The following is a 24492-nucleotide window of genomic DNA, read 5'->3' on the forward strand; positions in this document are numbered from 1 at the left end:
CCCTGCAGCCCATCATTTGTTATCAGCTGCTGCATCAGCAGCAGTGGCCAAATCTTCGATCAAGGCCCCGATTCGCTGATGCTCCATCTTCAATGAAGCCTTATTAACCACTAACCGTGAGCTTATCTCAGTGATAGTTTCCAAGGGTTCAAGACCGTTAGCGCGGAGAGTATTACCTGTATCGACCAGATCTACGATGAGATCTGCCATGCCCACTAGCGGCGCCAACTCCATAGAACCGTAAAGCTTAATGATCTCGGCCTGCCTGCCCTGAGCAGCAAAATGCTGCCGCGCCAATTCCACAAATTTTGTCGCAACTCGTGGTCGAGGTATATCCAAGCTTGACCCTGTTGGCCCGGCAACCATCAGACGACAACGTGCTATACCTAGGTCAACTGGGTCGTAAATGCTTTCGCCGCGGCTCTCAAGCAAAACATCTCGGCCAGCCACGCCTAAATCAGCCCCGCCATGCTCAACATAGGTTGGCACGTCAGAGGCGCGCACTATCAGCAGGCGCAGGTCATCTCGGTTGGTCTCGATAATTAGTTTTCGGCTCGAGTCCGGACTTTCCACCGGCTCTATCCCGCAGGTAGCGAGAAGCGGCAGGGTCTCATCCAGTATGCGTCCCTTGGACAGCGCCAAGGTCAGGGTTTGTCTCATGAACTCTCCGTTGTTCTAATCAGGCACTCGTTGAATATCTGCGCCCAGCTGAGCAAGTTTCTCTTCGATGCACTCATAACCACGATCAATATGATATATACGATCAACGGGCGTCTCACCCTCTGCCACCAACCCAGCCAGAACCAGGCTAGCCGATGCCCGCAGATCAGTGGCCATTACCGGGGCTGCCTTAAGCCTTTCAACCCCGGTGATTGTCGCACTAGAACCATCGATTCGTATATTGGCACCCATGCGCTGCATCTCCAGGCAGTGCATGAAGCGATTTTCAAACACTGTCTCTATTACTCGGCCTGAACCGGTGGAAATGGCATTAAGAGCGCACAGCTGCGCCTGCATATCGGTCGGAAAGCCTGGGAAAGGGGCTGTCTCAATGTCCACGGCCGAGGGTCGTTGACTCATAACTAGCTCTATCCAGTCTTCACCAACCTCAATTTCCGCCCCGCTTTGACGCAATTTTGCGATAACCGCTTCAAGAAGACTAGGATCGGTATCTTTGAGTTTAACCCGCCCTTGGGTCATCGCTACAGCGGTTAGGTATGTTCCAGTCTCTATTCGGTCAGGTAAAACCCTGTGTGATACTCCGGTTAGTGAGTCGACGCCCTCGATAACTAGCGTGGTGGTGCCCGCACCCCTGATACAGCCGCCCATGGCATTGATGCAATTGGCCAGATCTACCACCTCTGGCTCGCGAGCAGCATTCTCCAAGATAGTAGTACCCCGTGCCAGGGCTGCTGCCATCATCAGGTTCTCGGTACCAGTCACGGTACAGATATCCATATGGATGTGAGCACCACGCAGGCGTTGGGCCGTACCCTTGATGTAGCCTTCTTCAATCTCAAGGTCGGCACCCATCGCCCGTAGTCCGCTGATGTGGACATCCACGGGGCGGGAACCAATTGCACAGCCTCCCGGCAGGGCAACTTCCGCGTGACCGAATCTAGCCAATATCGGGCCTAGCACTAATATCGACGCCCGCATAGTCTTGACCAACTCATACGGGGCCTTGAATTCCTTAATAGAGGAGGTATCCACCTCTACTTCCATACCTTCATGCACGGTCAGCTCGACGCCCATCCTGCCGAGCAGCTCCATGGTCGTAGTGACATCATGAAGATGCGGGATATTGCCCACTTTCATGGGACCTTCAGCAAGCAGAGTAGCAGCCATCACCGGCAGGGCTGCGTTCTTAGCACCAGATATACGTATCTCTCCGTCCAGCTGATGCCCACCTCTTATCAGCAAACGCTCCATGAGCTAGTCCATTCTCTCCTCGAACCCTTCGCCCCCTCGTGCCACCATTCTCAGCACATCCTCTACCCCGCTTGCCCGTATGATGGCACGCATCTGTTGTGGTGCATCCCTAAACGCCAGGCTTACCCCAGCTTCGCGAGCCGCCCGTGACCACTCGACTAGCAGCGCAACCCCAGCGCTATCGGTGCGCTCCACCGCCGAGAGGTCGATCAGTCCAATCTCGCCCGAACGGACGAGTTCCTCACCTTGATGCCAAACATTAGCCACGGAGTCCAAATCAAGCGCCCCGTAAAGCTTAATACAACCGCTCTGGGTATCGCACTCAAGCTGCTCGCAAACCATTAAAAACCAATCTCCTGGTTACGCGCCCTCATGTCCTCTACAACTTCCGGCAAATCCTTATCGCGCAGACGAGAACGAAAATCCTCGCGGTAATTCTGTACTACACTAACCCCTTCAAAGGTCACGTCCTCCAGCTTCCAGGCATCTGAGCTATCAATGAAACGAAACAAAACCCGCGAGCCGCCCTCTACTTCGACCCCAACCTGAATCCCGGCATCGCGCTGTCTACTACCCAGGATACGAAAATCGAGGTCCTTATATTCTTCCATGCTCGAGGCATAGGTGCGCACCAGACTACGCTTAAACTCGTTGATAAATCTCTCCCGGGTCTCTGCGTCGGCATTACGCCAGTGAGGTCCGAGCATACGGGCCCCGATCCGCTCGAAATCAACATGCGGTTCAATGATCGGGGCAAACTTCTCATAGGTTCTTACCGGGTCATCTTTAAGTTCGTCGCCATATTCGTCCAACAGGGCAACAACCTTACTGCTGACCTCATCGACGATCTCGCGTGGGTGCTGCTTAGCATCCGCCGCTGCGCTCCACACAAAGGCCAGCGTAAAAAGAGCGAGGACCACAAGTAGACCAACTCTCGTTCGCAAGGATTTACTTATCATAGGCATACCAATTGCTCTTAGGAGCCACGCCCACCAATTGCGGCAGATTTGCGTGACTCGTAGTGGCAGTAGATGAAACTCCCTTAAGTCTTGAGGTTAGCTTAACTCTGCCCAACGGTAAACTTGCGCCGCTTCAATCCCCCATTGAGCTTATAAACTGACCTATTAACCTCTCCAGGACCACCGCGGATTGAGTCTCGGTGAATTGATCGCCCGGCTGGAGAGTCTCGTCTTCCCAACCCGGATCTATTCCTATGTATTGTTCACCCAACAACCCAGATGTATAGATTGCAGCCCTACTGTCAGCGGGTATGGAGTCGTACCTTTGGTCTATATTGAGCACCACTCGTGCCTGATGGGTCTGCGGATCGAGACGAATGGTTTCAACCCGGCCAATCTTTACCCCGGCCATCTGCACCTGCGCCCTCTCGCGCAATCCCGCCACGTTGTCAAACGTCGCGCTAACCTGGTAACCGGGGGATTTGCGAATCTCCACTAGGCCGCTAACTTGCAGCGAAAGGAACAGCATCGCAGCCAGCGCCACCACCACGAAAAGCCCAACCCATATCTCTACAAGCCGCTGTTGCATAAGTTTTCTCTCTAAAATCAGCCGAACATCAGGGCCGTTAACAGAAAGTCCAGGCCGAGGACTATAAGAGACGCATGAACCACACTCAACGTAGTCGCCCGACTGACTCCTTCGGAAGTCGGCACCGCCATATACCCCTTATGAAGCGCAACCCAGCCCACTACCACAGCAAAAACTACGCTTTTTATAAGCCCATTGAGTATATCATCCCGGACGCTAACAGCATTCTGCATGTTAGACCAAAAGGCACCGCCGTCGATTCCCACCATGCCCACCGATACCAAATAACCGCCAATTATGCCTACCGCGCTAAATATGGTTGCCAATAGCGGGACGGCGATGAGAACCCCAAGGAAACGCGGCACCAGGATACGCCTTTCCGGATCAATCGCCATCATCTCCATGCTCGACAACTGCTCTGTAGCACGCATCAGGCCAACCTCTGCGGTAAGGGCTGAACCAGCCCGACCGGCAAAGAGCAGTGCCGTGACCACCGGCCCTAGCTCCCGGACCAGAGTTAGTGCAACCATCACGCCTACCTGCTCGGCGGCACCGAAATCCGAGAGGGTGTAATAGCCCTGCAAGCCGAGCACCATGCCAATGAAGAGCGCCGATACGACAATTATGACTAGCGATAGAACGCCAAGCTTGTAGACTTGATCAATAACCAGCAGGGGGCGGCGCACCCCAATCGACAAGGAGCGCATTAGCCGCAAAAAGAGGAAGACGCCCTCACCCACCCCCCTCAAACCAGTTATTACCTTGTTGCCAAGTGCCTGTAACAGGCTAATCACGCTTGCAGCTCCTTATGTATCTCTTCGGCAAAACTCGGTCCGGGGTAGTGAAAAGGCACAGGGCCATCGGCACGGGCATCGATGAATTGACGCACCGCTGGATATTCGGAACGCCGCAGCTGTTCAGGCGTGCCCTCCGCGATCAGCCTACCCTCGGCCAGAAGGTAGACGTAATCAGCTATGGCCAGGGTCTCTTCGACATCATGGGAAACCAGAACGGAAGTTAGCCCAAGGATGTCATTGAGCCTCCTTATCAAGTCAACTAGCACACCCATGGTAATGGGATCTTGACCGGCAAAGGGTTCATCGTACATAACCAGGACCGGATCCAAGGCAATCGCCCGTGCCATAGCAACTCGCCTAGCCATACCTCCAGAAAGTTCGCTAGGCATTAGGTTCTGCGCCCCGCGCAGGCCGACTGCCTCCAGCTTTAAAAGCACCAAAGTACGCAGCAAAGGCTCCGGTAGCCGGGTGTGTTCGCGCACGGGAAAGGCGACATTCTCGAACACATTCAGGTGGGTGAACAGGGCCCCGCTCTGGAAGAGAACCCCCATACGTCGACGTAACGCGTATAGCTCGCGGCGCTTTAGCTTAGGCACCTCAACGCCTGCAACCTCCACCAGGCCCTCAGTAGGAGCGAGTTGCCCACCCAAAACCCGCAACATAGTAGTCTTGCCACTACCACTGGGGCCCATTATTGCAGTCACTTTGCCGCTGCGTATATCAACGTCAACGCCGTCAAAAATCCACCGGGAGCCACGTCGCACCTTTAGACCACGCACTTTGGCAAAGATATCATTTGCTTCATCGACGGCCATGGTTATTGTGCCTGTATTATAATCTGAACAATCTATCCGGATAGGGCTAAAAACCTCTTCGAGGACCAAGTATCCACTCAACTGACCATGCGGTCAAACTAGCGCAGGCCGGAGAAATACTGATAGCCTCGCAGGGATGACTCACGGATCCGCCAAAGCCGCAGTTGCGTGGCTTTACAGGTTGCTAGAAGATCTCCAAGAGCAAGCACTAAGGTGTCAAGAGAATTGAACAACACCCTCTACCAAAGCAAGTCAGAGCACAACGACCAGGAACTTGCTGAGCACCAAGAGACAAATAAGCGTCTGCAGAGACTTGGCCAGGAGGTACTTAAGCTGGAAGCAAAGGCTGTCAACTCTTTGGCTGAACGCATCGGTGATAACTTCAGCAGAGCCTGCCGCCATATACTATCCTGCACTGGCAGGGTAATAGTCACCGGCATGGGTAAATCGGGGCATATAGGCTCTAAAATAGCAGCCACCCTAGCCAGCACCGGCACCCCGGCGTTTTTCGTCCACCCCGGCGAAGCTAGCCATGGCGATCTAGGCATGATAACCGGCGCCGATGTGGTGCTGGCTCTTTCCAACTCTGGCGAAACCCATGAACTCAACGCCATATTGCCCCGCTTAAGGCGTCTCGGCGTACCGCTTATCTCCCTTACCGGCAATCCGGATTCCACCCTGGCCCGCGAAGCCACAGTGCACATCGACATACAGGTGGAAAAGGAGGCATGCCCCTTGGGCTTAGCACCAACCTCTAGCACAACCGCGAGTCTAGCTATGGGCGATGCGCTAGCGATAGCCCTGCTTGATGCCCGCGGCTTTACTGCCGAGGACTTTGCCCGCTCCCACCCTGGCGGTCGCCTGGGTCGGCGACTTCTGCTGCACATTGAGGACGTCATGCAGACCGGCGACAAGGTTCCGCAAGTTACTCCCGGAACATTGCTGCGCGAGGCCTTGCTGGAGATAAGCCACAAAGGCTTAGGCATGACGGCTGTAGTGGACTCTACTCAACAAGTGCTCGGCATATTTACAGACGGTGACCTACGCCGCGCTTTAGATCAAGGCATTGATGTGCACACCACCGAGATTGCGACAGTAATGACCCAAGCTCCGCAAACGGCCCCGCCACACCTGCTCGCGGCCGAAGCCGCGGAGCGCATGGAGCGCCATCGTATCAACGCCCTGTTGATAACCGCTGAAGATGGCAGGCTGATAGGCGCATTGAACATGCATGACCTACTCCAGGCCGGTGTTGTATGAGTAGAATAAGCACCACAAAGCTTGCTTATTGCACTCCCCCTAGTGAAGCCATTCTAAGTCTGGCGGCAAACGTCAAAACTGCGATATTTGATGTGGATGGCGTTCTAACTGATGGCACGGTTTATGTCGGCGAGGACGCCAAGCAGATGCTCGCGTTCCATATCCATGATGGCAAGGGACTGCGCATGCTTATAGAGGCAGGGATAAACGTTGCCTGGGCGACTGCGCGCCGCGGCGACGCCGTCCTAGCCCGGGCGCACGAACTCGGGGTTGAACTGGTTATGGATGGCTGCCGGAATAAGGCTCAAGCGGTGCACCAGGTAGCAGCTCAGTTCGGCCATGGGCCGAGTGCATGCTCTTATCTCGGTGACGATATTATCGACATCGCGGCAATAGAGGTTGTCGGTTTAGGGGCTGCGGTAGCTGATGCCCACCCTCAAGTAATCTCCTGTGCTGCTTGGACTACCCAGCACTCGGGAGGACGGGGCGCAGCCCGCGAATTGGCAGAACTGCTACTCCTTGCTCAGAACAAATTAAACTATTAAACGTCCAGATCGCCTGAGGTGGCAGATAAGTGGCGCAGAGAATACTCTTCCCCATTGCGGTAGTTGTTTTGACTATCTTGGTTGGCATCTTCCTAACCCATGATGCCCCCGAAGAAGAGTTGCCCGCTGAACCCGAGGAAGTAGAGCGAGCTGACTACTTTCTGGCCGAATTCGCAATTCATCATCATGATGAACAAGGTAAAATGCGCTCCATATTGAGAGGTAAACAAGGCGAACATTTTCCCGTAAGTCAGACCATTCAGATTGACCAGCCGCATTGGCAGGCGGAGTCAACCGATGGCTCGATTTGGTTCGCAAACTCGCCGTTTGGCTCATTCAAACGCGACACCCAAGTCATAATTCTGCATGAAGACGTAGACATACGCCGCCAGGCAGATGAGCAGCGCCCACCCCTGGATATTGTCACCCGTGAACTGTTTATCAATATCGATAACCATCAAGCAATGACTGAAGAACGGGTAGTCGCCACCGATCCATGGGGCTCGGCAGAAGGCATTGGCATGACTCTGGACTACTATCGCGACAGGCTGCAGTTGCACAACCAGGCGAAAGGACGCTATGAGACTAAACAAGGCGAGTAAATATTTATATACAGCACTGATTCTCTGTCATTGCGCTCTGTCGCTGGCCAGTGATTCGCAGCCCCGCCCACCGATAGAGGTTGAAGCTGACCGAGTCGACATGGATGCCAAGAGCGGAATTAGTATATACCAAGGCAACGCTGTAATGACCCATGGCGAGATGAGGATAAGCGGTGATCGCATAGAGATACACACCACCGAAGAGGGTGAACTAAAGCACCTAATCGTTATCGGCCAACCAGCCCGATACCGCGATCTACCCGAGGGAGAAGAACAGGAAGTGCGCGCTAAAGCGAGTCGTATGGAATATTATGTATCTGGCCCGGAACGGGCGTTATTTTTCGGTGATGCCCTTTTTTGGCAAGGGCAAGACTCGCTAAGCGGCGACAGCGTATTCGTTAATCTCGAAACCCAGGCTGTTAAAGCCCAAGGCAATGATGACCAACGAGCCCGAGCAATCATCTACCCTGGCCAACGTGAGGAGCGCTGAGCTGTGGCGACCTTGAAGGCGGAGGGACTATACAAGAGCTATCGGGGCCGGGCTATCGTTAGTGATGCCAACCTAGAGGTCGCTAAGGGTGAGATAGTCGGCCTACTCGGCCCTAACGGGGCCGGCAAAACAACTTGCTTTTACATGGTGGTTGGCCTGGTTAAGGCTGACGCTGGTAGCATAACCCTTAACCAGGCAGATTTAACCGAGCTACCCATTCATGCTAGGGCCAAAGCTGGTATCGGCTATCTCCCGCAGGAGCCATCAGTATTTCGTAAACTAAGCGTCGCAGACAACCTCAACGCCATTTTGCAGCTGCGCTCAGATCTCAGCCGAGCCGAGCGCAAAAGTGCAGCAGAAGAGCTGCTAGAAGACTTTGGCGTAAATCACGTTCGCGATTCTATGGGAATTTCTCTGTCTGGAGGGGAAAGGCGTCGGGTTGAGATTGCCAGAGCCCTTGCCGCTAATCCGCAATTTATTTTATTGGATGAACCCTTCGCCGGAGTCGACCCAATATCGGTTGGCGACATTCAACGGATAGTTCGCCGGTTAGCCGATCGCGGCATCGGTGTTCTCATTACCGACCACAACGTACGCGAAACCCTGGGCATTGTTCAGAGGGCATATATCCTTAGCGACGGCCGGGTCTTAGCTGCAGGAAACGCCCAAGAAATCCTCGCTGACCCTAAAGTAAGGGAGGTCTATCTGGGTGAGGATTTTAGCTTATGATAAGCTTTAGTGTAGTACTGTTTGAAAATTTAACCACCACTGTAAAGAATTTGATATGAAGCAAACGCTTCAGCTAAGAGTGGGCCAACAGCTGGCCATGACGCCTCAGTTACAGCAGGCCATTCGGCTGCTGCAGCTGTCTAGTCTCGAATTGCATAACGAAATCCAGCAGGCGCTGGAATCCAATCTAATGCTGGAGACTGATGAGGGCGAAGAGACAAGCGTTGCAGACAAGTCAAATCAGGATCAAAACGCGGAAGAGCAACCTAGCGGTGAGGCAATACCCGACGAACTACCCTTGGATACCAGCTGGGAAGATATTTATGACGCCAGCTACGCCTGCGCATCCCCAGGAGCTGATTCAGCCACAGACATCTTAGAGAATCGCAGCTCCAACCCCCAGGGACTGATAGAGCATTTGCTCTGGCAAGTGGAGATGGAGGACCTTACCGAGAGTGAACGTTTAGTTGCCGAGATCATTGTTGATTCTATTGATGAGGACGGCTACCTCCAGTCAAGTGTTGAAGAGATACACGGCCAGCTTCCGACAAGCATCCATTTCAGCCCTAGCGATGTGGAGTCTATCCTTGCCCGTATCCAGCGCTTGGATCCGCATGGCATAGCCGCTCGATCACCTGCAGAGGCACTTTTTATTCAGCTTGAGCAACTCCCCGAAACCACACCTTGGCGAGGGGAAGCGATGGAAATAGTCCTCAACCACTTGGAACGAGTCGCCGAGCAGCGCTATGACGAGATACAAGCCGAGCTAGGCTTGAGTGGCTCGGCTGTTGACGAAACACTCGAACTGATCAGGAGCCTCGATCCTCGGCCGGGTCAACAACTGAGCAACTCTGCACCAGAGTACATCATTCCTGACGTTACCGTATTCCGCCAGGACGGCGCTTGGCATGTTGAACTCAATCGCGAGATGACGCCTACTCTACGGATCAACCCCTACTACGCCAGTCTCGTTAAACGCGGCGATACTAGTGCCGATAATCACTGTTTACGGACCCACCTCCAGGAGGCTCGCTGGTTGTTAAAGAGCTTGCAAAGCCGCAATGAGACGCTGCTTAAGGTGGCCAGCGCCATCGTCGATCGGCAAAGAGAGTTCATGGACCACGGCGAGGAGGCCATGCAGCCTCTGGTATTGCGCGAGATAGCCGAGACAATTGACATGCATGAGTCTACAATATCGCGGATAACAACCAACAAATACATGTACACACCACGTGGGACGTATGAGTTCAAGTACTTTTTTTCCAGTCACGTAAGCACCACAGATGGAGGTGAGGCATCTGCTACTGCCATCCGGGCACGAATAAAACGCTTGATAAGCGCTGAAGAGACCAGCAAACCGCTTAGTGACAGCGCCATCGCTGAATCTCTCAGGGATGAGGGCATCAAGGTAGCACGTAGGACCGTAGCCAAGTATCGTGAATCTTTGGGCATTGCCTCGTCTTCGCAACGCAAAGTCAAACAAAGAGGCTACGGCAATAAGACGCAAGCTGCAGAACTTCGCAAATGAAGGATCCAAGCCATGCAAATCAAACTCAGCGGTCACCATATAGAGATTACCGACTCCTTACGCGACTATGTAAATGACAAGATGAGCAGGCTACAGCGTCACTTTGACAATTTGATTGACACTGAAGTCATACTATCTGTTGAAAAATTGCAACAGAAAGCGGAGGCTAATATACAGCTCGGCAGTGGTGGAGGCAGGGTATTTGCAAATGCAGTCTCTAATGATATGTACGCAGCAATCGATGCGCTGATCGACAAACTGGATCGGCAGATAAAGAAACAGAAGGATAAAGCGGTAGACAAGAAACGTCAGGGCACGTCCTTAAAGTCGAGCCAGCACGAAGACTCGCTCGGGACGTAGTTAAGCTAACTAGCTTACGGACGACATATGGACATCGAGCAACTGATTTCCCCAGAACGGGTCCGCTGCGTTAGTGAGGCCAAGGACAAAGAGCAGGTCCTGTCTTATGTTGGCCAGCTTATAGGCGAAGCCGAAGATCGTCTAACTGGTGATGAGATCTGTAAACGCCTAATGGCCCGTGAACGCCTTGGCAGTACCGGGCTGGGGCATGGCGTCGCCCTGCCTCACGCCCGCCTTGAGGGTATTGATAAGGCCATTGGCGCCTTCATACGGCTCGACCAAGGGATAGACTTCCACGCCTTTGATAGAGCCCCGGTGGACATCCTCTTTGCTCTAGTAGTTCCGGAGCATTTCACTGACGAACACCTGCAGATACTGGCCGCCTTGGCGGAAATGTTTAGTGATCCAGAGCTATGCGAAAAGCTGCGCAGCCCCAGTAGCGATGATAGCTTGCATGAAATACTCCGGGGATGGCGTCCGTCGTCAGATTCAACATGAGTCTTTCAAAATCAAACGATGGCACTATAATCCCCGGTGTGCTGATGCATATCAATGGCCGGGGAGTTCTGCTCCGGGGGCCTAGTGGGGTTGGCAAGAGCGACTGCGCCCTGGCAATGATTCAACGCGGCCATCTTCTTGTAGCAGATGATGCCGTGCTGATTAAACAACAGGACAGTCAGCTGATAGGATCATGCCCGCAGATCGGGTTTGGGCTAATACACCTGCGCGACTTAGGGATAGTAGACATAAGAGAAATCTACGGCGCACAGTCTCTATCCCGCAGCAGCAGGATAGATCTGCAAGTCACACTAACTAGGAATGCAGGCAGTAATTGCCCAATTTCACTAATCAAGGGGCGCCGTCATAGCGCTAATTACTGCGGCACTATTATCCCCGCACTGAAGCTGACCGCTGTAGAGCAACGGCCATTAGCGGAACTCATTGAAATCGCAGTAGCACAGCTAAACTCAACCAGCGAAAAACTATCACACCAAGACATTCCAAACCGTATTACTTACCAAGAGAGTCTTGTTAATACGGACTCTCCCCCATTTGACGGTGCTGGTGAAGATCAAAATACGGCTTATACCCCGATAAACAACCGTACTTCTCGGCTATCACGCGCAGCAGAGGAGGTGGCGTGGCCGAAATCAGGTTAATCGTCGTCAGCGGCCTGTCTGGATCCGGCAAGAGCGTTGCCCTAAACACCCTTGAGGATGCTGGATTTTACTGCATCGATAATTTGCCAGTAAATTTAATCGCTGACTTCGCCCTCTTTGCCAAAAAAAACCATCAAAGGATTGGTAGCAAATTTGCGGTGGGCATAGATGCCCGCAACCCTAAAGAAGATCTTGTCAACCTGCCGCAAACTATAGAATACCTGCAGCAAACTGGCATAACCACGGAAGCCATCTTTCTTTATGCCGATGATTATATTTTGATGCGTCGCTACAGTGAAACACGCCGGCGTCACCCGTTGGCTCAAGATGGCAGACCGCTCAGTGACTCGTTAAAAGACGAAAAGGCGGTATTAGAACCATTGCGCGAACGCGCTGATTGGACTATAGACACCTCAAGGACTAGTGTTCACGATCTAAGATCACTGGTTTATGAAAGGCTCGGAGGCGACCGCCCTACACTCGCGATATTGGTTCAGTCTTTCGGTTTTAAACATGGAATCCCGACCGATGCCGACTATGTCTTTGACGCGCGCTGCCTACCTAATCCGCACTGGGTACCGGAGCTAAGGGCTAGTACCGGGCAGCACGTCGGGGTTTGTGACTTTTTAGAAAACCACCCGGAGACCGAGACTCTATACAATCAGATATTGGGTATAATAGCTTACTGGTTACCAACTTATAAGGAATCAGGAAGGAGCTACTTGACCGTGGCAATAGGTTGTACTGGCGGTCAACACAGATCCGTATATTTAGCAGAAAGGCTTGCCAACGACTTGGCTGAACAGTGCAGTCGGCTAACCTTACGCCACAGGGAACTTCCATGAGCGTAGGATTGCTCCTGATAACTCACCAAAGGATAGGCCAGGAGCTATTACAGATTGCTTCCCAAACTCTAGGTGTGTGCCCGCTACAAACCAAAGCTCTGGGCGTTTATTTTGAAGATGAGCCACATAAGATGGCCCACAAAGCCGAAGAAATGATAAAAGATCTCGACAGCGGCTCGGGGGTGCTTATTTTATCCGATGCCTACGGCTCAACCCCGGCCAACATAGCCGTATCAGCCGCTAAGAACAAGACCACAAGGTTGGTTACAGGAGTAAACCTGCCGATGCTCTTGCGCATCTTCAACTACCACGAAAGCTCTCTTGATGAACTTACCGAAGCTGCTTTTAAAGGTGGGCGCGACGGCATCGTATCACCAACCACCTAGGAGCAGCATGGATGACTTGTAAGGAAGCTGTTATACAAAACCGTCTGGGACTTCACGCCCGTGCTGCGGCACGTTTCGTCAGTGTTGCTTCCGGCTTTAAGTGCGACATCCATGTCTGCTCTGGAGATAAAAAGGTAAACGGCAAGAGCATAATGGGGCTGATGATGCTAGCAGCTGGGCTCGGCACGCAAATCACCATCGAAGCCAACGGCCAAGATGAGGAACTAGCTGCCAGGGATCTAGCCGAACTAGTGGAGAACGGATTCGGCGAAGATCCCAACCAGGAGGATTAAGTTATTCCCCTGCGACCATCATACCATCCACTAGGATTGAACCGGTTCGAATGTTTCCGCGGCAATCCATATCGTTACCTACCGCCCTTATACCGGCGAAGATATCACGCAGATTAGCTGCTATAGTGACCTCCTGAACAGGCCGGCGTATAGCCCCATTTTCTACCCAAAATCCAGCAGCGCCTCGCGAATAATCCCCGGTAACTAGGTTTACGCCCTGGCCCATTAGCTCTGTCACGATCAAACCACGCTCAAGGTTCCTAACCAAAGCGCCAAAGTCATCACGTCCAGAGACGACCTCGAGGTTGTGCACCCCGCCAGCATTTGCTGTCGTCTCTAAACCCAAGCGCCGAGCAGAGTATGTATCAAGTACATAGCGCTGGAGGGTGCCATCACTGATAAGGGGTGAATCGGTCGTCGCAACACCTTCATCATCAAAGGCAGCGCTACCCAGAGCTCGCGGTATATGAGGACGCTCGACCATCTGCATCCATTCGGGGAAAATCTGCTCGCCCTGGCAATCGACAAGGAAAGAAGCTCGCCGATAAAGGGCAGATCCTCGCAAAGCGCCAACCAAATGGCCTACCAGTCCGCGCGCTACCGGGGCTTCAAATAGAACCGGAACCCGCTCGGTAGAGACCGGCTCTGCCCCCAGGCGCTTTACCGCGTGCTCCGCAGCCTTTAGACCAACCTGTTCCGCAGCTTCGAGGTCAGCGGGGTTGCGCGCTACCGTATACCAATAGTCTCGCTGCATGCCACTGCCTTCACCTGCCACGGCAACACAGTTGATGCCGTGGCGCGACTCAGGCACAGATGCCATAAACCCATTACTATTGGCGTAGGTATGCACCCCCTGGTGGGCGCTGACCCCAGCGCCCTCGGTGTTGCTGATCCGCGGATCAGAATTGAGGGCAGCTGCCTCGCAACTACGTGCCAGTTCAATGGCATCATCGGCGCTAATCGACCAGGGGTGATAGAGATCTAAATCGGGTATATCACGAGCCATGAGTTCGCTTGGAGCTAAACCATTAGCTGGATCTTCTGAGGTAAAACGAGCTATATCACAGGCCGCTGCAACTGACTCGGTGACGGCCCGATCGCTTAGTTCGCCCGCGGAGGCACTACCCTTACGACCCCCGAAATAGACCGAAATGCCCAGACTACGGTCTCGATGGTGCTCGAGGGTATCTATTTCACCCTTACGCACGTTAACCGAAAGCCCCAAACCGGCCCCGAGGCTCACCTCTGCTGCATCTGCACCGGACTCATTGGCACGCTCCAAAGCCATATGTGCCAATCTCTCAATATCCGCGACCGCAGGCAAGCCACCATTATTGCGTCCTTTATCCGTCAAGCCTGTGTGCCCCCTACAGTAATACCGTCGACTTTGAGTGTAGGCTGTCCCACGCCAACCGGGACGCTTTGCCCTTCTTTACCACACACTCCTATGCCTCCGTCCAACTCAAGATCATTGCCTACCATGCTCACACGGTTGAGGACTTCCGGCCCACTACCGATTAGTGTGGCACCTTTGACCGGATGGCTTATCTTGCCATTCTCAATCATGTAGGCCTCACTAGCCGAGAAGACGAATTTTCCGCTAGTTATATCCACCTGACCACCACCGAAATGTACCGCATATATACCCCTATCCACCGAGGAGATAATCTCCTCAGGCGATTCTTGTCCAGGTAGCATGTAGGTGTTGGTCATCCGCGGCATAGGCAGATGTGCATAAGACTCGCGCCGGGCATTGCCGGTTCGTTGAGAGTTCATAAGCCCAGCATTCAGCCGATCCTGCATATAGCCAACCAATACCCCATTCTCAATCAGTGTATTGTACTGCGTTGGATGGCCTTCGTCGTCAATAGTTAACGAACCGCGCCGGCCAGGCAAGGTTCCATCATCGACTACTGTACATAGAGAAGAGGCTACACTCTCACCAATACGCCCACTAAAGGCAGATGTCCCCTTGCGGTTGAAGTCACCTTCCAGGCCATGGCCTACCGCCTCATGGAGCAGAACCCCTGGCCACCCAGGCCCAAGCACCACCGGCAGCGTCCCGGCTGGTGCATCCGCAGCTTCTAGATTGATCAGTGCCTGGCGGGCTGCCTCGCGGGCATACGACTCGACTTTATCAGGGGTAACGAACATGTCATAAGTCTGACGTCCGCCGCCACCACTGACGCCGCTCTCGCGGCGTTCACCGGACGCTGCCAGGACAGATACATTGATCCTCACCATGGGCCTCACATCGGCAGCCCAACCACCTGCAGAATCAACCACCAGGATTGTCTCATGGCTACCAGCAAGACTGGCCACCACATGAACTATTCGCGGATCAACAGAGCGCGCTGCATTCTCTGCCCGATGCAGCAAAGCCACCTTATCATCGGCACTGAGGCTGGCCAGCGGGTCATCGCAGTTATAGAGAGGGTTCACTTGACGTGGGCTGAAAGCCATCGGCGTCGAGTTATTGCCACTATGAGCTACAGCACCAGCTGCCTCCGAAGATTCCAGGAGGGCATTTAAGTCAATCTCATCGCAATAAGAGAAGCCTGTCTTCTCCCCGCTTATAGCTCTCACCCCGACCCCACGATCCAGGCTACGAGTACCCTCTCGGACTATCCCATCCTCGAGCACCCAGGCTTCACGCCGGGCTAGCTGAAAGTAGAGATCCCCGAAATCAACCCCCGGGCGCATCAAACGCGCTACGACTCGTTCCAAGTGTGACTGGTCTAGCTCAGCCGGATCGAGGAGTTGGCGCTGAGCTTGCTGCAAAAGATCGGTACCCATATGTGAGTCATAGACCTCGGTAATTGGACAAAAATAAGGCTACAGCTTGCGATGGCCTAGTGCTGGGAAACGACTGCGAATCTCATGCAAGCGCTGCAGATCAACCTCTCCAAGAGCAATGCCAGAGCCGCTAGGCAGGCTGTCTATAACTCCGCCCCACGGATCTACCACCATACTCTCGCCGTGAGTTTCCCGGCCATTGACATGGTAACCACCCTGATCAGGGGCAACCACGTAGCAGAGGTTCTCCACAGCTCTTGTCCTGACTAAAATGTTCCAATGGGCTTCACCGGTAACCGCAGTGAACGCAGAGGGCAGCACCAAAAGTTCCATGCCCTGCTTGGCAAGCTCGCGAAAGAGTTCAGGGAAACGCAGATCATAACACACTCCCAGGCCTATCTTGCCTAACGGAGTGTCGAGCAACAGCGGCTCATGTCCACCCTGCTGTACTTCTGATTCCCGGTAAGCCTCTCCCGGAGCCACTTCAACGTCAAAGAGGTGAATCTTATCGTAACATCCCCACCGCTTGCCATCAGGACCGTATACCGGAACCGCTGGCCTGATCTTGGTGCCGCTGGCCGTGCTCAAGGGCACCGTACCACCCACTAGGAAGATGCCGTGGCTACTGGCCTGCGCTGACAAGAAATCCTGGATAACACCAACTCCGTCGGGCTCGGCAACCTTCAATTTATCGCTCTCTGTATAGCCCATGAAAGCAAAATTTTCCGGCAGAGCAACCAGGCTTGCTCCTGCTCTGCAGGCCTTGCTGATCAGACGCCCTGCCTCCTGCAGATTGGCATCTACATGAGGGCCAGAGGCCATCTGGACGGCGGCAACAGAAAACCTTTGTCTAGATGTCATCACATTCCTTTTACAGTTGTTATCCTGATGAGACTTCCCTCAGGGTTCTGGCAAGGAACCTCTTAAAACTCCCCACCGAGGCTACCTGCCTCGGTGGGGAGGTCTTGGCGCCAGGGATGGCCCCATGAGACCTCCAGGGATGGATTCACGGCGTCCTCCACACCGAAGGCAGCTAGCCTCGGTGGGGAGTTTTGAGAGGCCTCCGGCAGCCCCCCTGAACCCCTCAGCATCAAGGCCGGACTCGCTCTACTTGTGGCTCATTCCAAGGACCGGTTACACGATAGACGAAAGAGGCTGCCCGATCCATCGGACCACCGATGATCCAGTCGGCCATGACTCCTAAAGCACCTCCTGCCCCGCCACCAAATACCAAACCAAATATGGGTAACGTAGCAGCAATTCGCGGCATCACGGCAACCTGCGCATCATAATAGCGGGCAACGTAATCGACAGCGCCTGACATGTCGACTCTAGCAGCTGATGAGTCTATATGCATTTTATCAATTCTCGCCATACCATCACCCAAGAGACTGAACTCCCCCTCCACGCTTTCGAAGGCAAGGCCATCTCCGAACAAGTCGCCGAAGTCCAGCAGAACTCTGCGCGGTAACATCCGCAGCCCAAATAGCCCCACTAATCGCCCTGCCCCGGGGTTGATCTCGGTTATCCGTCCATCGCTCATCTGCAAGCTTAAGTCGCCACTAAGTGAGGCCAAATCGAAATCGAGCGGCGAACCTGGCCACTGCCCTTTGGCGTCCAACTCCACCCCAGCGCGCACTACAGCCGCCGGGGCCCCGAATAGGCCAAGAAGCCTAGCCACATCGGCAGAGAGCATAACTGCTTCGAAGTCTGTACACTGAGGTAATTGGGCTTCGTTACAGTCCTCTTGCCAGTGCGACTGCAGCTGCAAATCCAGCGCCTTCCCGCGGAGTGTAACTTTGCCTTGAGCAAGATAGTCGGTACCATTCCCTGGCTGCAAACTGAGCTTAGCCAGCCCGGCATGCCGGCCGTCAAGCCGCAAGCTCTCAATCCGGCCCGCGAAGATAGGCAATGCTGCGGCATCTTCCGGCGTAAGGCGGGGAAAATCTCTGACCTGAGGCTCAACTTCTTTAGGCGCTGGATCGGGTACTCTGGTGCGACCCTGCAAGGGTACATCTAAATGATCAAGATTAACTCGGATATGTGCTCCACTGTCACGCCAAAAGGCCTCACCAGTGGCTAGATCACCTTCTAAATCGAACCATCCGCGTCCATCTCTTGCGGCCCTAGCGGCAATTCGCTGAACCCCGTAGTTACGTCCACTAAAGAGCAAATTGCCCAGGGTAAGGTTGAGGTTAACCGGCAATAGGTCATGCCAGTCAACTTCCGCCGTTTGCCCATCAGCATCGCCCCCAACATCCGCTAACCCACCACCGACATTATCTGCGAGCCATATCCTCCAGGTATCTACATCGAGCACCGGCAATCTGCCATCGATCGTTATCCCGGCATTAGGCAACTCGGCAGCACCACCTCCTAATCTAATCCCTAGGGCTTGAGGCACGGTTCCTTCAGGGGCAAAGGCCAAAAGATCCAAAACATCAGCGTAGTGCAGGGCATAAGACTCTAGCCCCACATCTGTAAAAGTCGCATCTAGCTGCAATTCGCGGGCCTCTTGCTTACTCAGCCCGAAAGGCTGGGGCATATCTATGGCTAAGCCCTGCAACGAAGAGTTCAGCGAGAGTTCCAGCTGGGGATCGATAGAGGCTGGCTCGAAAGTAGGGGCGATGAACCGCAAGTTCCAGGCCGACTTACCCTCTAACCAGGGCAAGTGATCAGCGTCAATTAACCCGGTTAACGAGTATGGGCTACCATGGGCGGTTACTTCGCCGACCGTCCTTTTCCGCCCATCGTGAGTCTTTAAACCTGCTGAGGCGCTAAACTCCTCTCCACCCCAGATACCATCCAATTCAAGGTCACGCAGACCCTGATTATCTACTTCCACCCCCCCTTTTACATCGCCTAACTGCAAATACTGCTCGAAGTCAAAATCGACGCCGTGAAAATCTATGCCAGTGCGGTATGTCGTGCCCCCTTCTACCGCATCTGTTAATGGCAGCCACAGATCAAGATCCATTTTGAGGGGGCCCGCAACTGCAAAAGGTATAGGTGGGTCATCGAGAAGCTCCCTACCAATCGGTGACTCGGTCAAAAAACAGATGCCGTCTTGGGCATCTCCGCGCGCTCTGCCATAAAGATCAATAACTGTTTTGCTTAAGTCGTCAATTTTTAGCTCGACATCATAAAGCTCTGCCCCACAAGTCACTCCTCGGTGCCCATCAACCGTTAATGAAAGGTTATCCAGGTTAACGTCTACATCCATTTCACTTATTAAAGGCCAATCTTCTTGATAAAGAAGATCAGCATCACGGAACCTGCTTTTAGCTAGAAAAACGCCGTCATTATCAGTAAACGGGTAATCGGCCGGATTTCCCTGAAAAAGAACCTCAAAACCGTCCAACCTGCCGCCTAAGAAAGCCATTTCTATCCAATTATAGACTGGCTCAGGAATAACCTTTGGGGGGATGTTTTCGACCAGCTCTGTTACTTGCAGAGGCCTTATTAAGGAGGTATACAACAACAACTCAGGCCCTTGCCCTGGAAAATAATCCAAGCGACCACGAACATTTTTACTTATAACTTCGCTATCAAAAACACCCCTCTCCAACGATACCCACCATGCCCCATCAAAAAAAAGCCCGCCTCTAAACCGCGCTCGTGCTTGGTTAACCGGCACGGGATCAGCAAATATCTCAGGGAGATATATGGACTCGTCGAGCAACTGGGCTTGTGCGACAAAGCGTCGACCCTGAAAACTAGCTGCAGCGGATACCGCGCCTACCCCAGGCAACCCATTACGTGGTTCGATTCCGGAGCTCGCTACAGAAAGGTTGCCATAAACCCCCCTAATACGTTGAGATAAGCCGACATCGTCGTCAAACTCAATTACCGGCCATAACCCCCCATTAAGGTTGCCAGAGATACCTCCAACGTCGAATATCGCCAAAAAAGGCTCAACATCTACTGAATCTAGGCCAACAAAAACTTCTGGCGCCGTCGACTTGTCAAGCGAGGCGCGCAGCGCCAAACTTATCCCCTTAGCCAAGTTGGCTTGTTCGCCAGCAACCCGCGCTCCTGCTTTGAGCTGCCTACCTTGTTGGACGAGGCGCACGTCTATGCCAGACACTGCGAGCGGCGACTGCTGAGCGGGGCTTACCTGCACCTCGGCAGCTGATATATATATATTAGCGGGTAAGCGAATGGGTTCTTCACCCTCCGCTAACTCCGGAAGCCCCCTTAATTGCCAACCTTTCTCCTCATCTTCAAAAACAATAACTCTTGCATCGCTAATATATATATCAAGACCATACGGCCCTTGCTCTGCCCAGTACCAGGGGGGTTTAGCCACTTCTATACCGAGACTACCAACTTCGAGCCGATCATCCCCCTCGCCCAAGCGCAGGCCATACAGATCCAGCGCAGGCCATACGCCATCCCAGCTTAAGCGGGCAGAATCAATAGTAACCGGGTGCTCTAAAGCCTTAGTCAACAAGTGCTCTAACGGCTCCTCCAAGGGCAGCTGCAGCCAGGCAACCGAGCGCAAGACAACCCCTACGGCGAGGACAGTTGCAGTAAGCACTAAAAGTAAGGCACTCAACCCCTTACCAACTAGGCTTAGTACGGCAATCACTTTATGCTGAGCAGACTCAGGCATGCTACACCGGTATCACATCAAACTGATCCGGGGCATAAAGTGTTTCCACCTGCAGCTCAATGGGTCGCTCGATGAACTCCTCAAGGTGAGCCAGGCCAGTCGATTCCTCATCAAGCAGTGTTTCTACTACTGAAGGGGCGGCAAGAACCATAATCCGCTGTGACTCAAACTGACGTACTTCTCGAAGAATTTCTCGGAATATCTCGTAGGAGACGGTCTCCGCCGTCTTGACAGTGCCCCTGCCGTCGCAATTCGGACATGCCTGGCAGGTGAGCTGTTCCAGGCTCTCGCGCGTTCGCTTGCGGGTCATCTCCACCAAACCGAGTGCGGAAACCTCACCGATCTGGGTTTTGGCATGATCCCTGTCCAGAGACTTTTCCAGTGCCCGCAACACCTGCCGCTGGTGCTCGGGATCGTTCATGTCGATGAAGTCGACGATAATAATCCCACCGATATTACGTAAACGCAGCTGCCTTGCTATAGCTTGAGCCGCTTCAAGGTTAGTCTTAAAAATCGTCTCATCAACATTGCGATGACCGACAAACCCACCTGTGTTGACATCAACAATGGTCATCGCCTCGGTCTGATCTATTACCAAGTGGCCGCCTGATTTAAGGTCGACGCGTCTCGCTAAAGCCCTCTCTATCTCATCCTCTATCCCATAAAGGTCAAAAATCGGTCGCTCACCAGAGTATAGCTCTATCCGCTCTAGCGTGTGAGGCAATAGATCGGAGCAGAATTCGAGCAGGCGCTGATAGCCTTCGTGAGAATCTACCCGTACCCGTTCCAAATCGCGATTCGCCAAATCGCGCATAGCGCGCTGATAAAGCGGTAGATCCTCGTGCACCAGAGTGCCCGGTTGAGCACTGGCGGCACGCTTGCCTATCGAGTCCCACAAGCGGAGCAGGAATTCCCGATCAGAGCTTATCTCCTCTGCACAGGCGCCCTCTGCCGCTGTGCGAAAAATCAGCCCAACCTGTCCAATACCGCCCTCACTCTGCTCATTGATAGCCTGACCAATCGAACGTAACCGCGCACGTTCACTTTCATCCTCAATGCGCGCGGATATTCCCATACCGCAAGAACTTGGGGTGAGGACCAGATAACGTGAAGGCACGGTTATCTGAGTGGTAACGCGTGCCCCTTTATCCCCGATTGGGTCTTTAATCACCTGGACAAGAAGGCTCTGCTGTTCGCGAATCAGTTGATCTATGGGGGGGGCTGGATCAGAGGCATCACGCTGCAAATCAGAGACGTGAAGAAATGCAGTCCTCTCAAGCCCAGCATCAATGAAGGCAGCCTGCATGCCAGGCAAAACGCGGCGTACACTGCCTAGGTAGATGTTGCCTACCAAGCCGCGCCGTTGGGCCCTCTCCAGGTGGATTTCCTGGAGTACACCATTTTCTACCAGGGCCACCCGCGTTTCACGCGGAGTCAAATTTATCAAAATCTCCTGGCTCAACCGGACCAGCCCTCTCTCCAGGGTAAGGCGAATTCGTCGAACAGGAGTGTTGTCTCATACAACGGCAGCCCCATAACCCCAGTATAACTACCTTCTAAGTGCTCGACGAACACCCCCCCTAGACCCTGTATAGCATACGCTCCCGCCTTATCAGCAGGCTCACCGCTCGCCCAATAGCGTTCGACTTCTTCTTCCGTGATTGTACGTAGAGTCACATGGCTGACCGACAAACGAGTAGCTTCGCGATCGTCTGCTAGAGCTACCCCAGTCACCACTCGATGCGTATGTCCACTCAGGCTTAGCAACATATCGCGAGCATGTGTTTTATCCTTCGGTTTGCCGAGTATCTGGTCGTCCAGAACCACCGCAGTATCAGCCCCTAATGCCGGAGCACCCCCTTCTGCTACCGCATAACCGCGCCGCGCTTTTTCCAACGCCATTCGCAAGACATACATTTCAGCCCCTTCATTTGGATCAGGGGTCTCGTCAACCACCACCATTATGGAGTGGTATTTAATCCCTATCAGCTCCAGCAATTCCTTACGTCGCGGGGAACGTGATGCGAGGGTTATCAACTGGTCCATGGCTGACTTTCCTTTCGGTAGTTAGTGCGTGGGGAATCGCTAATTGTGGATGCTACGTTTGCTGTCTATCCCCGATGATAAGGGTGGCCACTGAGAAGGGTCCAGGCCCGGTATACTTGCTCGGCAACCAGAACCCGCACCAACATATGGGGCAGGGTCAGCGGTGATAACGACCAACGCCTATCAGCCCGCTGCAGGACAGCCGGAGCTAAGCCACCGGCTCCACCGATGAGCAAGGCAGCTCTGCCGCCGTGATGACTCCAGATATCAAAGTGCTCGGCCCACTGTCTGGTGCTGAGCGCCTCACCCCGCTCATCAAATGCAATACATGGGACACCGTCTTTTACTGCGCGCAACAACCCGTCTGCCTCCCGTTCAGCAACCTGGGCAGCGTTATTGCTACGAGCAGCAGCAACCTCGGTTAGACTCAGTCGCCAGCCACGACCGAGACGTTCAGCATACTCGTTGTAGCCTTCGCGCACCCACTTCGGTGGCTTAGTTCCTACTGCTATGAGATCTAGGCGCATAATTCAGATTAGTAGCGTATGCCTATAATAGAGCCCTGCTTGCCCCAGTATGGAGGACGCCGTGAATCCATCACTGAAGGCTCATGGCGCCATCCCTGACGCCAAGATCTCCACACTGGGGGAGCAAGGAGGCTCAGGTGGGAGATTTATAGGCGCCTGCCTAACCGCTCCCAACTTGCATCTCATCATCCATTTCCCACATCCGCTCAAGACGGTAGAAATCCCGGCTCTCAGCAGTCATGACGTGCAATACCACATCTCCTAGGTCGATCAAGACCCACTCGGAGCCAGCCTGATCGCCTTCGATCGCCAAGTTAGATAGTCCCTGTTTTTTGGCCGCATCAACCACGTGCCGAGCAATCGACTGGATATGCCGACCCGAATTCCCGGTAGTAACCACCACTAAATCAGTAATCGGAGTCCTTTCACGGACATCAATTACTACCGTCTGCTCTGCCTTGATATCTTCAAGGGCCTGACGGACTATATTTTCAAGCTCTTGTAAGTGCATAGGGCGCTCTCTAGTTAACCATCACAACTGTCTATACCCATACAGAGACTCCGCAACGATGCGCTCCCTTACCCTTTCGGGCAGCAGATAGCGGACCGACTTGCAATTGGCCAGGGCTCTACGAATGCCAGTAGCAGATATTGGCAGGGGGGTTACCGGCTGCACGTATATGCCACCAAATGCCTGATTATGCAGCAGTGCAGGATCACTGATGTGGCGCTCAGCGAGTACAGCGGCCAGTTCGGCTGGCATCTGGCCTGTTACACCAGGGCGCTCAGCGACGACAATATGGGCCAAATCGAAGAGTTGTCGCCAACGCGACCACCCCGGCAAGCCGAGAAAAGTATCATAGCCGAGAATCAGGCAAATCGATGTCTGGGCACCCTTCTCGCGCTGCTCCGCCCATATCTGCACCAGCGTATCGACCGTATACGATGGGCCTTCTCTGTGCAGCTCACGGGTATCTACTACGGCAGCCGGATTGTCGGCGATTGCCAATTCGACCAACTCGGCTCTTACTTGAGGGCTGAGTCTAGGTCGTGCTCGGTGCGGTGGTATGCGCGCCGGCATAAACCGCAGCTCGCTGAGCTGTAACGCTTCCCGAACCTCCTCCGCCGGGCGCAAGTGGCCATAGTGGATGGGATCAAAAGTACCTCCGAGGATACCTATTGAATGGTGGGCTGCCTGCAAACCGATTGTCACCCCTT

The 24492-nt window shown here is 53.6% G+C and carries 28 protein-coding genes; 12 read left to right on the forward strand and 16 right to left on the reverse strand.

Annotated features, from left to right (window positions below):
- Positions 1-12: 12 nt before the first annotated feature.
- The 7 genes from hisG to HH1059_RS09270 all read right to left on the reverse strand — a co-directional run bounded on the left by hisG (position 13) and on the right by HH1059_RS09270 (position 5092).
- Positions 13-660: an ATP phosphoribosyltransferase gene (gene hisG, locus HH1059_RS09240; RefSeq protein WP_096409884.1), complete on the reverse strand. Its 648-nt coding sequence runs from the start codon at positions 658-660 to the stop codon at positions 13-15.
- Between the two features lie 15 nt (positions 661-675).
- Positions 676-1932 carry a UDP-N-acetylglucosamine 1-carboxyvinyltransferase gene (gene murA, locus HH1059_RS09245; RefSeq protein ID WP_096409885.1) on the reverse strand — a complete coding sequence of 419 codons (1257 nt, stop codon included), beginning with the start codon at positions 1930-1932 and terminating at the stop codon, positions 676-678.
- Between the two features lie 3 nt (positions 1933-1935).
- A complete protein-coding gene (locus HH1059_RS09250; protein ID WP_096409886.1) occupies positions 1936-2274 on the reverse strand; it encodes an STAS domain-containing protein in 339 nt (112 codons plus the stop codon).
- The gene (locus HH1059_RS09255) at positions 2274-2897 is read right to left on the reverse strand and encodes an MlaC/ttg2D family ABC transporter substrate-binding protein (RefSeq protein ID WP_096409887.1); all 624 of its coding nucleotides are present in this window, start codon (positions 2895-2897) and stop codon (positions 2274-2276) included. Before HH1059_RS09255 ends, HH1059_RS09250 begins: the two co-directional genes overlap by 1 nt.
- A gap of 127 nt (positions 2898-3024) precedes the next feature.
- On the reverse strand, positions 3025-3480 hold the full coding sequence (mlaD, locus tag HH1059_RS09260; protein WP_096409888.1) for an outer membrane lipid asymmetry maintenance protein MlaD: 456 nt from the start codon (positions 3478-3480) through the stop codon (positions 3025-3027).
- A 17-nt stretch (positions 3481-3497) separates the two neighbouring features.
- A complete protein-coding gene (gene mlaE, locus HH1059_RS09265; RefSeq protein WP_096409889.1) occupies positions 3498-4274 on the reverse strand; it encodes a lipid asymmetry maintenance ABC transporter permease subunit MlaE in 777 nt (258 codons plus the stop codon).
- Entirely contained in the window at positions 4271-5092 is an 822-nt protein-coding gene (locus HH1059_RS09270; protein ID WP_096410401.1) for an ABC transporter ATP-binding protein, read from the reverse strand. The genes mlaE and HH1059_RS09270 overlap by 4 nt, the downstream gene beginning before the upstream one ends.
- A 303-nt stretch (positions 5093-5395) precedes the next feature.
- Between HH1059_RS09270 and HH1059_RS09275 the strand changes: the two genes are divergently transcribed.
- From HH1059_RS09275 to HH1059_RS09330, 12 genes are read left to right on the forward strand one after another with little or no spacing between them, the layout of a single operon-like run.
- Positions 5396-6352 carry a KpsF/GutQ family sugar-phosphate isomerase gene (locus HH1059_RS09275; RefSeq protein ID WP_197710760.1) on the forward strand — a complete coding sequence of 319 codons (957 nt, stop codon included), beginning with the start codon at positions 5396-5398 and terminating at the stop codon, positions 6350-6352.
- A complete protein-coding gene (locus HH1059_RS09280) occupies positions 6349-6897 on the forward strand; it encodes a KdsC family phosphatase (protein WP_207148201.1) in 549 nt (182 codons plus the stop codon). Before HH1059_RS09275 ends, HH1059_RS09280 begins: the two co-directional genes overlap by 4 nt.
- Before the next feature lie 29 nt (positions 6898-6926).
- Complete coding sequence (lptC, locus tag HH1059_RS09285; RefSeq protein WP_096409891.1) at positions 6927-7499, forward strand: LPS export ABC transporter periplasmic protein LptC; 573 nt, start codon at positions 6927-6929, stop codon at positions 7497-7499.
- A complete protein-coding gene (lptA, locus tag HH1059_RS09290; protein ID WP_096409892.1) occupies positions 7477-7989 on the forward strand; it encodes a lipopolysaccharide transport periplasmic protein LptA in 513 nt (170 codons plus the stop codon). The genes lptC and lptA overlap by 23 nt, the downstream gene beginning before the upstream one ends.
- 3 nt (positions 7990-7992) lie before the next feature.
- Entirely contained in the window at positions 7993-8718 is a 726-nt protein-coding gene (lptB, locus tag HH1059_RS09295) for an LPS export ABC transporter ATP-binding protein (protein ID WP_096409893.1), read from the forward strand.
- A 55-nt stretch (positions 8719-8773) separates the two neighbouring features.
- On the forward strand, positions 8774-10246 hold the full coding sequence (locus HH1059_RS09300; protein ID WP_096409894.1) for an RNA polymerase factor sigma-54: 1473 nt from the start codon (positions 8774-8776) through the stop codon (positions 10244-10246).
- Between the two features lie 12 nt (positions 10247-10258).
- Positions 10259-10606, forward strand: a complete 348-nt coding sequence (gene hpf, locus HH1059_RS09305; protein ID WP_096409895.1) for a ribosome hibernation-promoting factor, HPF/YfiA family — start codon at positions 10259-10261, stop codon at positions 10604-10606.
- 27 nt (positions 10607-10633) lie between these two features.
- Positions 10634-11104: a PTS sugar transporter subunit IIA gene (locus HH1059_RS09310; protein ID WP_096409896.1), complete on the forward strand. Its 471-nt coding sequence runs from the start codon at positions 10634-10636 to the stop codon at positions 11102-11104.
- Entirely contained in the window at positions 11101-11766 is a 666-nt protein-coding gene (locus tag HH1059_RS09315; protein ID WP_162549471.1) for an HPr kinase/phosphorylase, read from the forward strand. Before HH1059_RS09310 ends, HH1059_RS09315 begins: the two co-directional genes overlap by 4 nt.
- Positions 11748-12611 carry an RNase adapter RapZ gene (gene rapZ / locus HH1059_RS09320; RefSeq protein ID WP_197710723.1) on the forward strand — a complete coding sequence of 288 codons (864 nt, stop codon included), beginning with the start codon at positions 11748-11750 and terminating at the stop codon, positions 12609-12611. Before HH1059_RS09315 ends, rapZ begins: the two co-directional genes overlap by 19 nt.
- Positions 12608-12997, forward strand: coding sequence for a PTS sugar transporter subunit IIA (locus HH1059_RS09325; RefSeq protein ID WP_096409898.1), 390 nt, complete (start codon positions 12608-12610; stop codon positions 12995-12997). Before rapZ ends, HH1059_RS09325 begins: the two co-directional genes overlap by 4 nt.
- Positions 12998-13008: 11 nt before the next feature.
- Positions 13009-13290: an HPr family phosphocarrier protein gene (locus HH1059_RS09330; RefSeq protein ID WP_096409899.1), complete on the forward strand. Its 282-nt coding sequence runs from the start codon at positions 13009-13011 to the stop codon at positions 13288-13290.
- 1 nt (position 13291) lies between these two features.
- Here the strand turns inward: HH1059_RS09330 and pmbA are convergent, their stop codons facing one another.
- The 9 genes from pmbA to nadD form a co-directional block, all read right to left on the reverse strand.
- A complete protein-coding gene (gene pmbA / locus HH1059_RS09335) occupies positions 13292-14644 on the reverse strand; it encodes a metalloprotease PmbA (protein WP_275951819.1) in 1353 nt (450 codons plus the stop codon).
- Positions 14641-16086: a metalloprotease TldD gene (tldD, locus tag HH1059_RS09340; protein ID WP_096409900.1), complete on the reverse strand. Its 1446-nt coding sequence runs from the start codon at positions 16084-16086 to the stop codon at positions 14641-14643. Before tldD ends, pmbA begins: the two co-directional genes overlap by 4 nt.
- A 39-nt stretch (positions 16087-16125) precedes the next feature.
- On the reverse strand, positions 16126-16947 hold the full coding sequence (locus tag HH1059_RS09345; protein WP_231901927.1) for a carbon-nitrogen hydrolase family protein: 822 nt from the start codon (positions 16945-16947) through the stop codon (positions 16126-16128).
- 229 nt (positions 16948-17176) lie between these two features.
- Entirely contained in the window at positions 17177-20701 is a 3525-nt protein-coding gene (locus tag HH1059_RS09350) for a YhdP family phospholipid transporter (RefSeq protein WP_096409901.1), read from the reverse strand.
- Position 20702: 1 nt separating this feature from the next.
- Positions 20703-22163: a ribonuclease G gene (rng, locus tag HH1059_RS09355; RefSeq protein ID WP_096409902.1), complete on the reverse strand. Its 1461-nt coding sequence runs from the start codon at positions 22161-22163 to the stop codon at positions 20703-20705.
- Positions 22160-22747 carry a Maf family protein gene (locus tag HH1059_RS09360; RefSeq protein ID WP_096409903.1) on the reverse strand — a complete coding sequence of 196 codons (588 nt, stop codon included), beginning with the start codon at positions 22745-22747 and terminating at the stop codon, positions 22160-22162. Before HH1059_RS09360 ends, rng begins: the two co-directional genes overlap by 4 nt.
- A 65-nt stretch (positions 22748-22812) precedes the next feature.
- Positions 22813-23274 (reverse strand): 23S rRNA (pseudouridine(1915)-N(3))-methyltransferase RlmH, encoded by a 462-nt coding sequence (gene rlmH, locus HH1059_RS09365; protein WP_096409904.1) that lies wholly within the window; start codon positions 23272-23274, stop codon positions 22813-22815.
- Positions 23275-23434: 160 nt separating this feature from the next.
- Complete coding sequence (gene rsfS / locus HH1059_RS09370; protein WP_096409905.1) at positions 23435-23785, reverse strand: ribosome silencing factor; 351 nt, start codon at positions 23783-23785, stop codon at positions 23435-23437.
- A gap of 21 nt (positions 23786-23806) precedes the next feature.
- Entirely contained in the window at positions 23807-24487 is a 681-nt protein-coding gene (gene nadD, locus HH1059_RS09375; protein ID WP_231901928.1) for a nicotinate-nucleotide adenylyltransferase, read from the reverse strand.
- Positions 24488-24492 lie beyond the last annotated feature (5 nt).

The sequence above is a fragment of the Halorhodospira halochloris genome, from assembly GCF_002356555.2.
GTDB classification, from domain to species: domain Bacteria; phylum Pseudomonadota; class Gammaproteobacteria; order Nitrococcales; family Halorhodospiraceae; genus Halorhodospira; species Halorhodospira halochloris.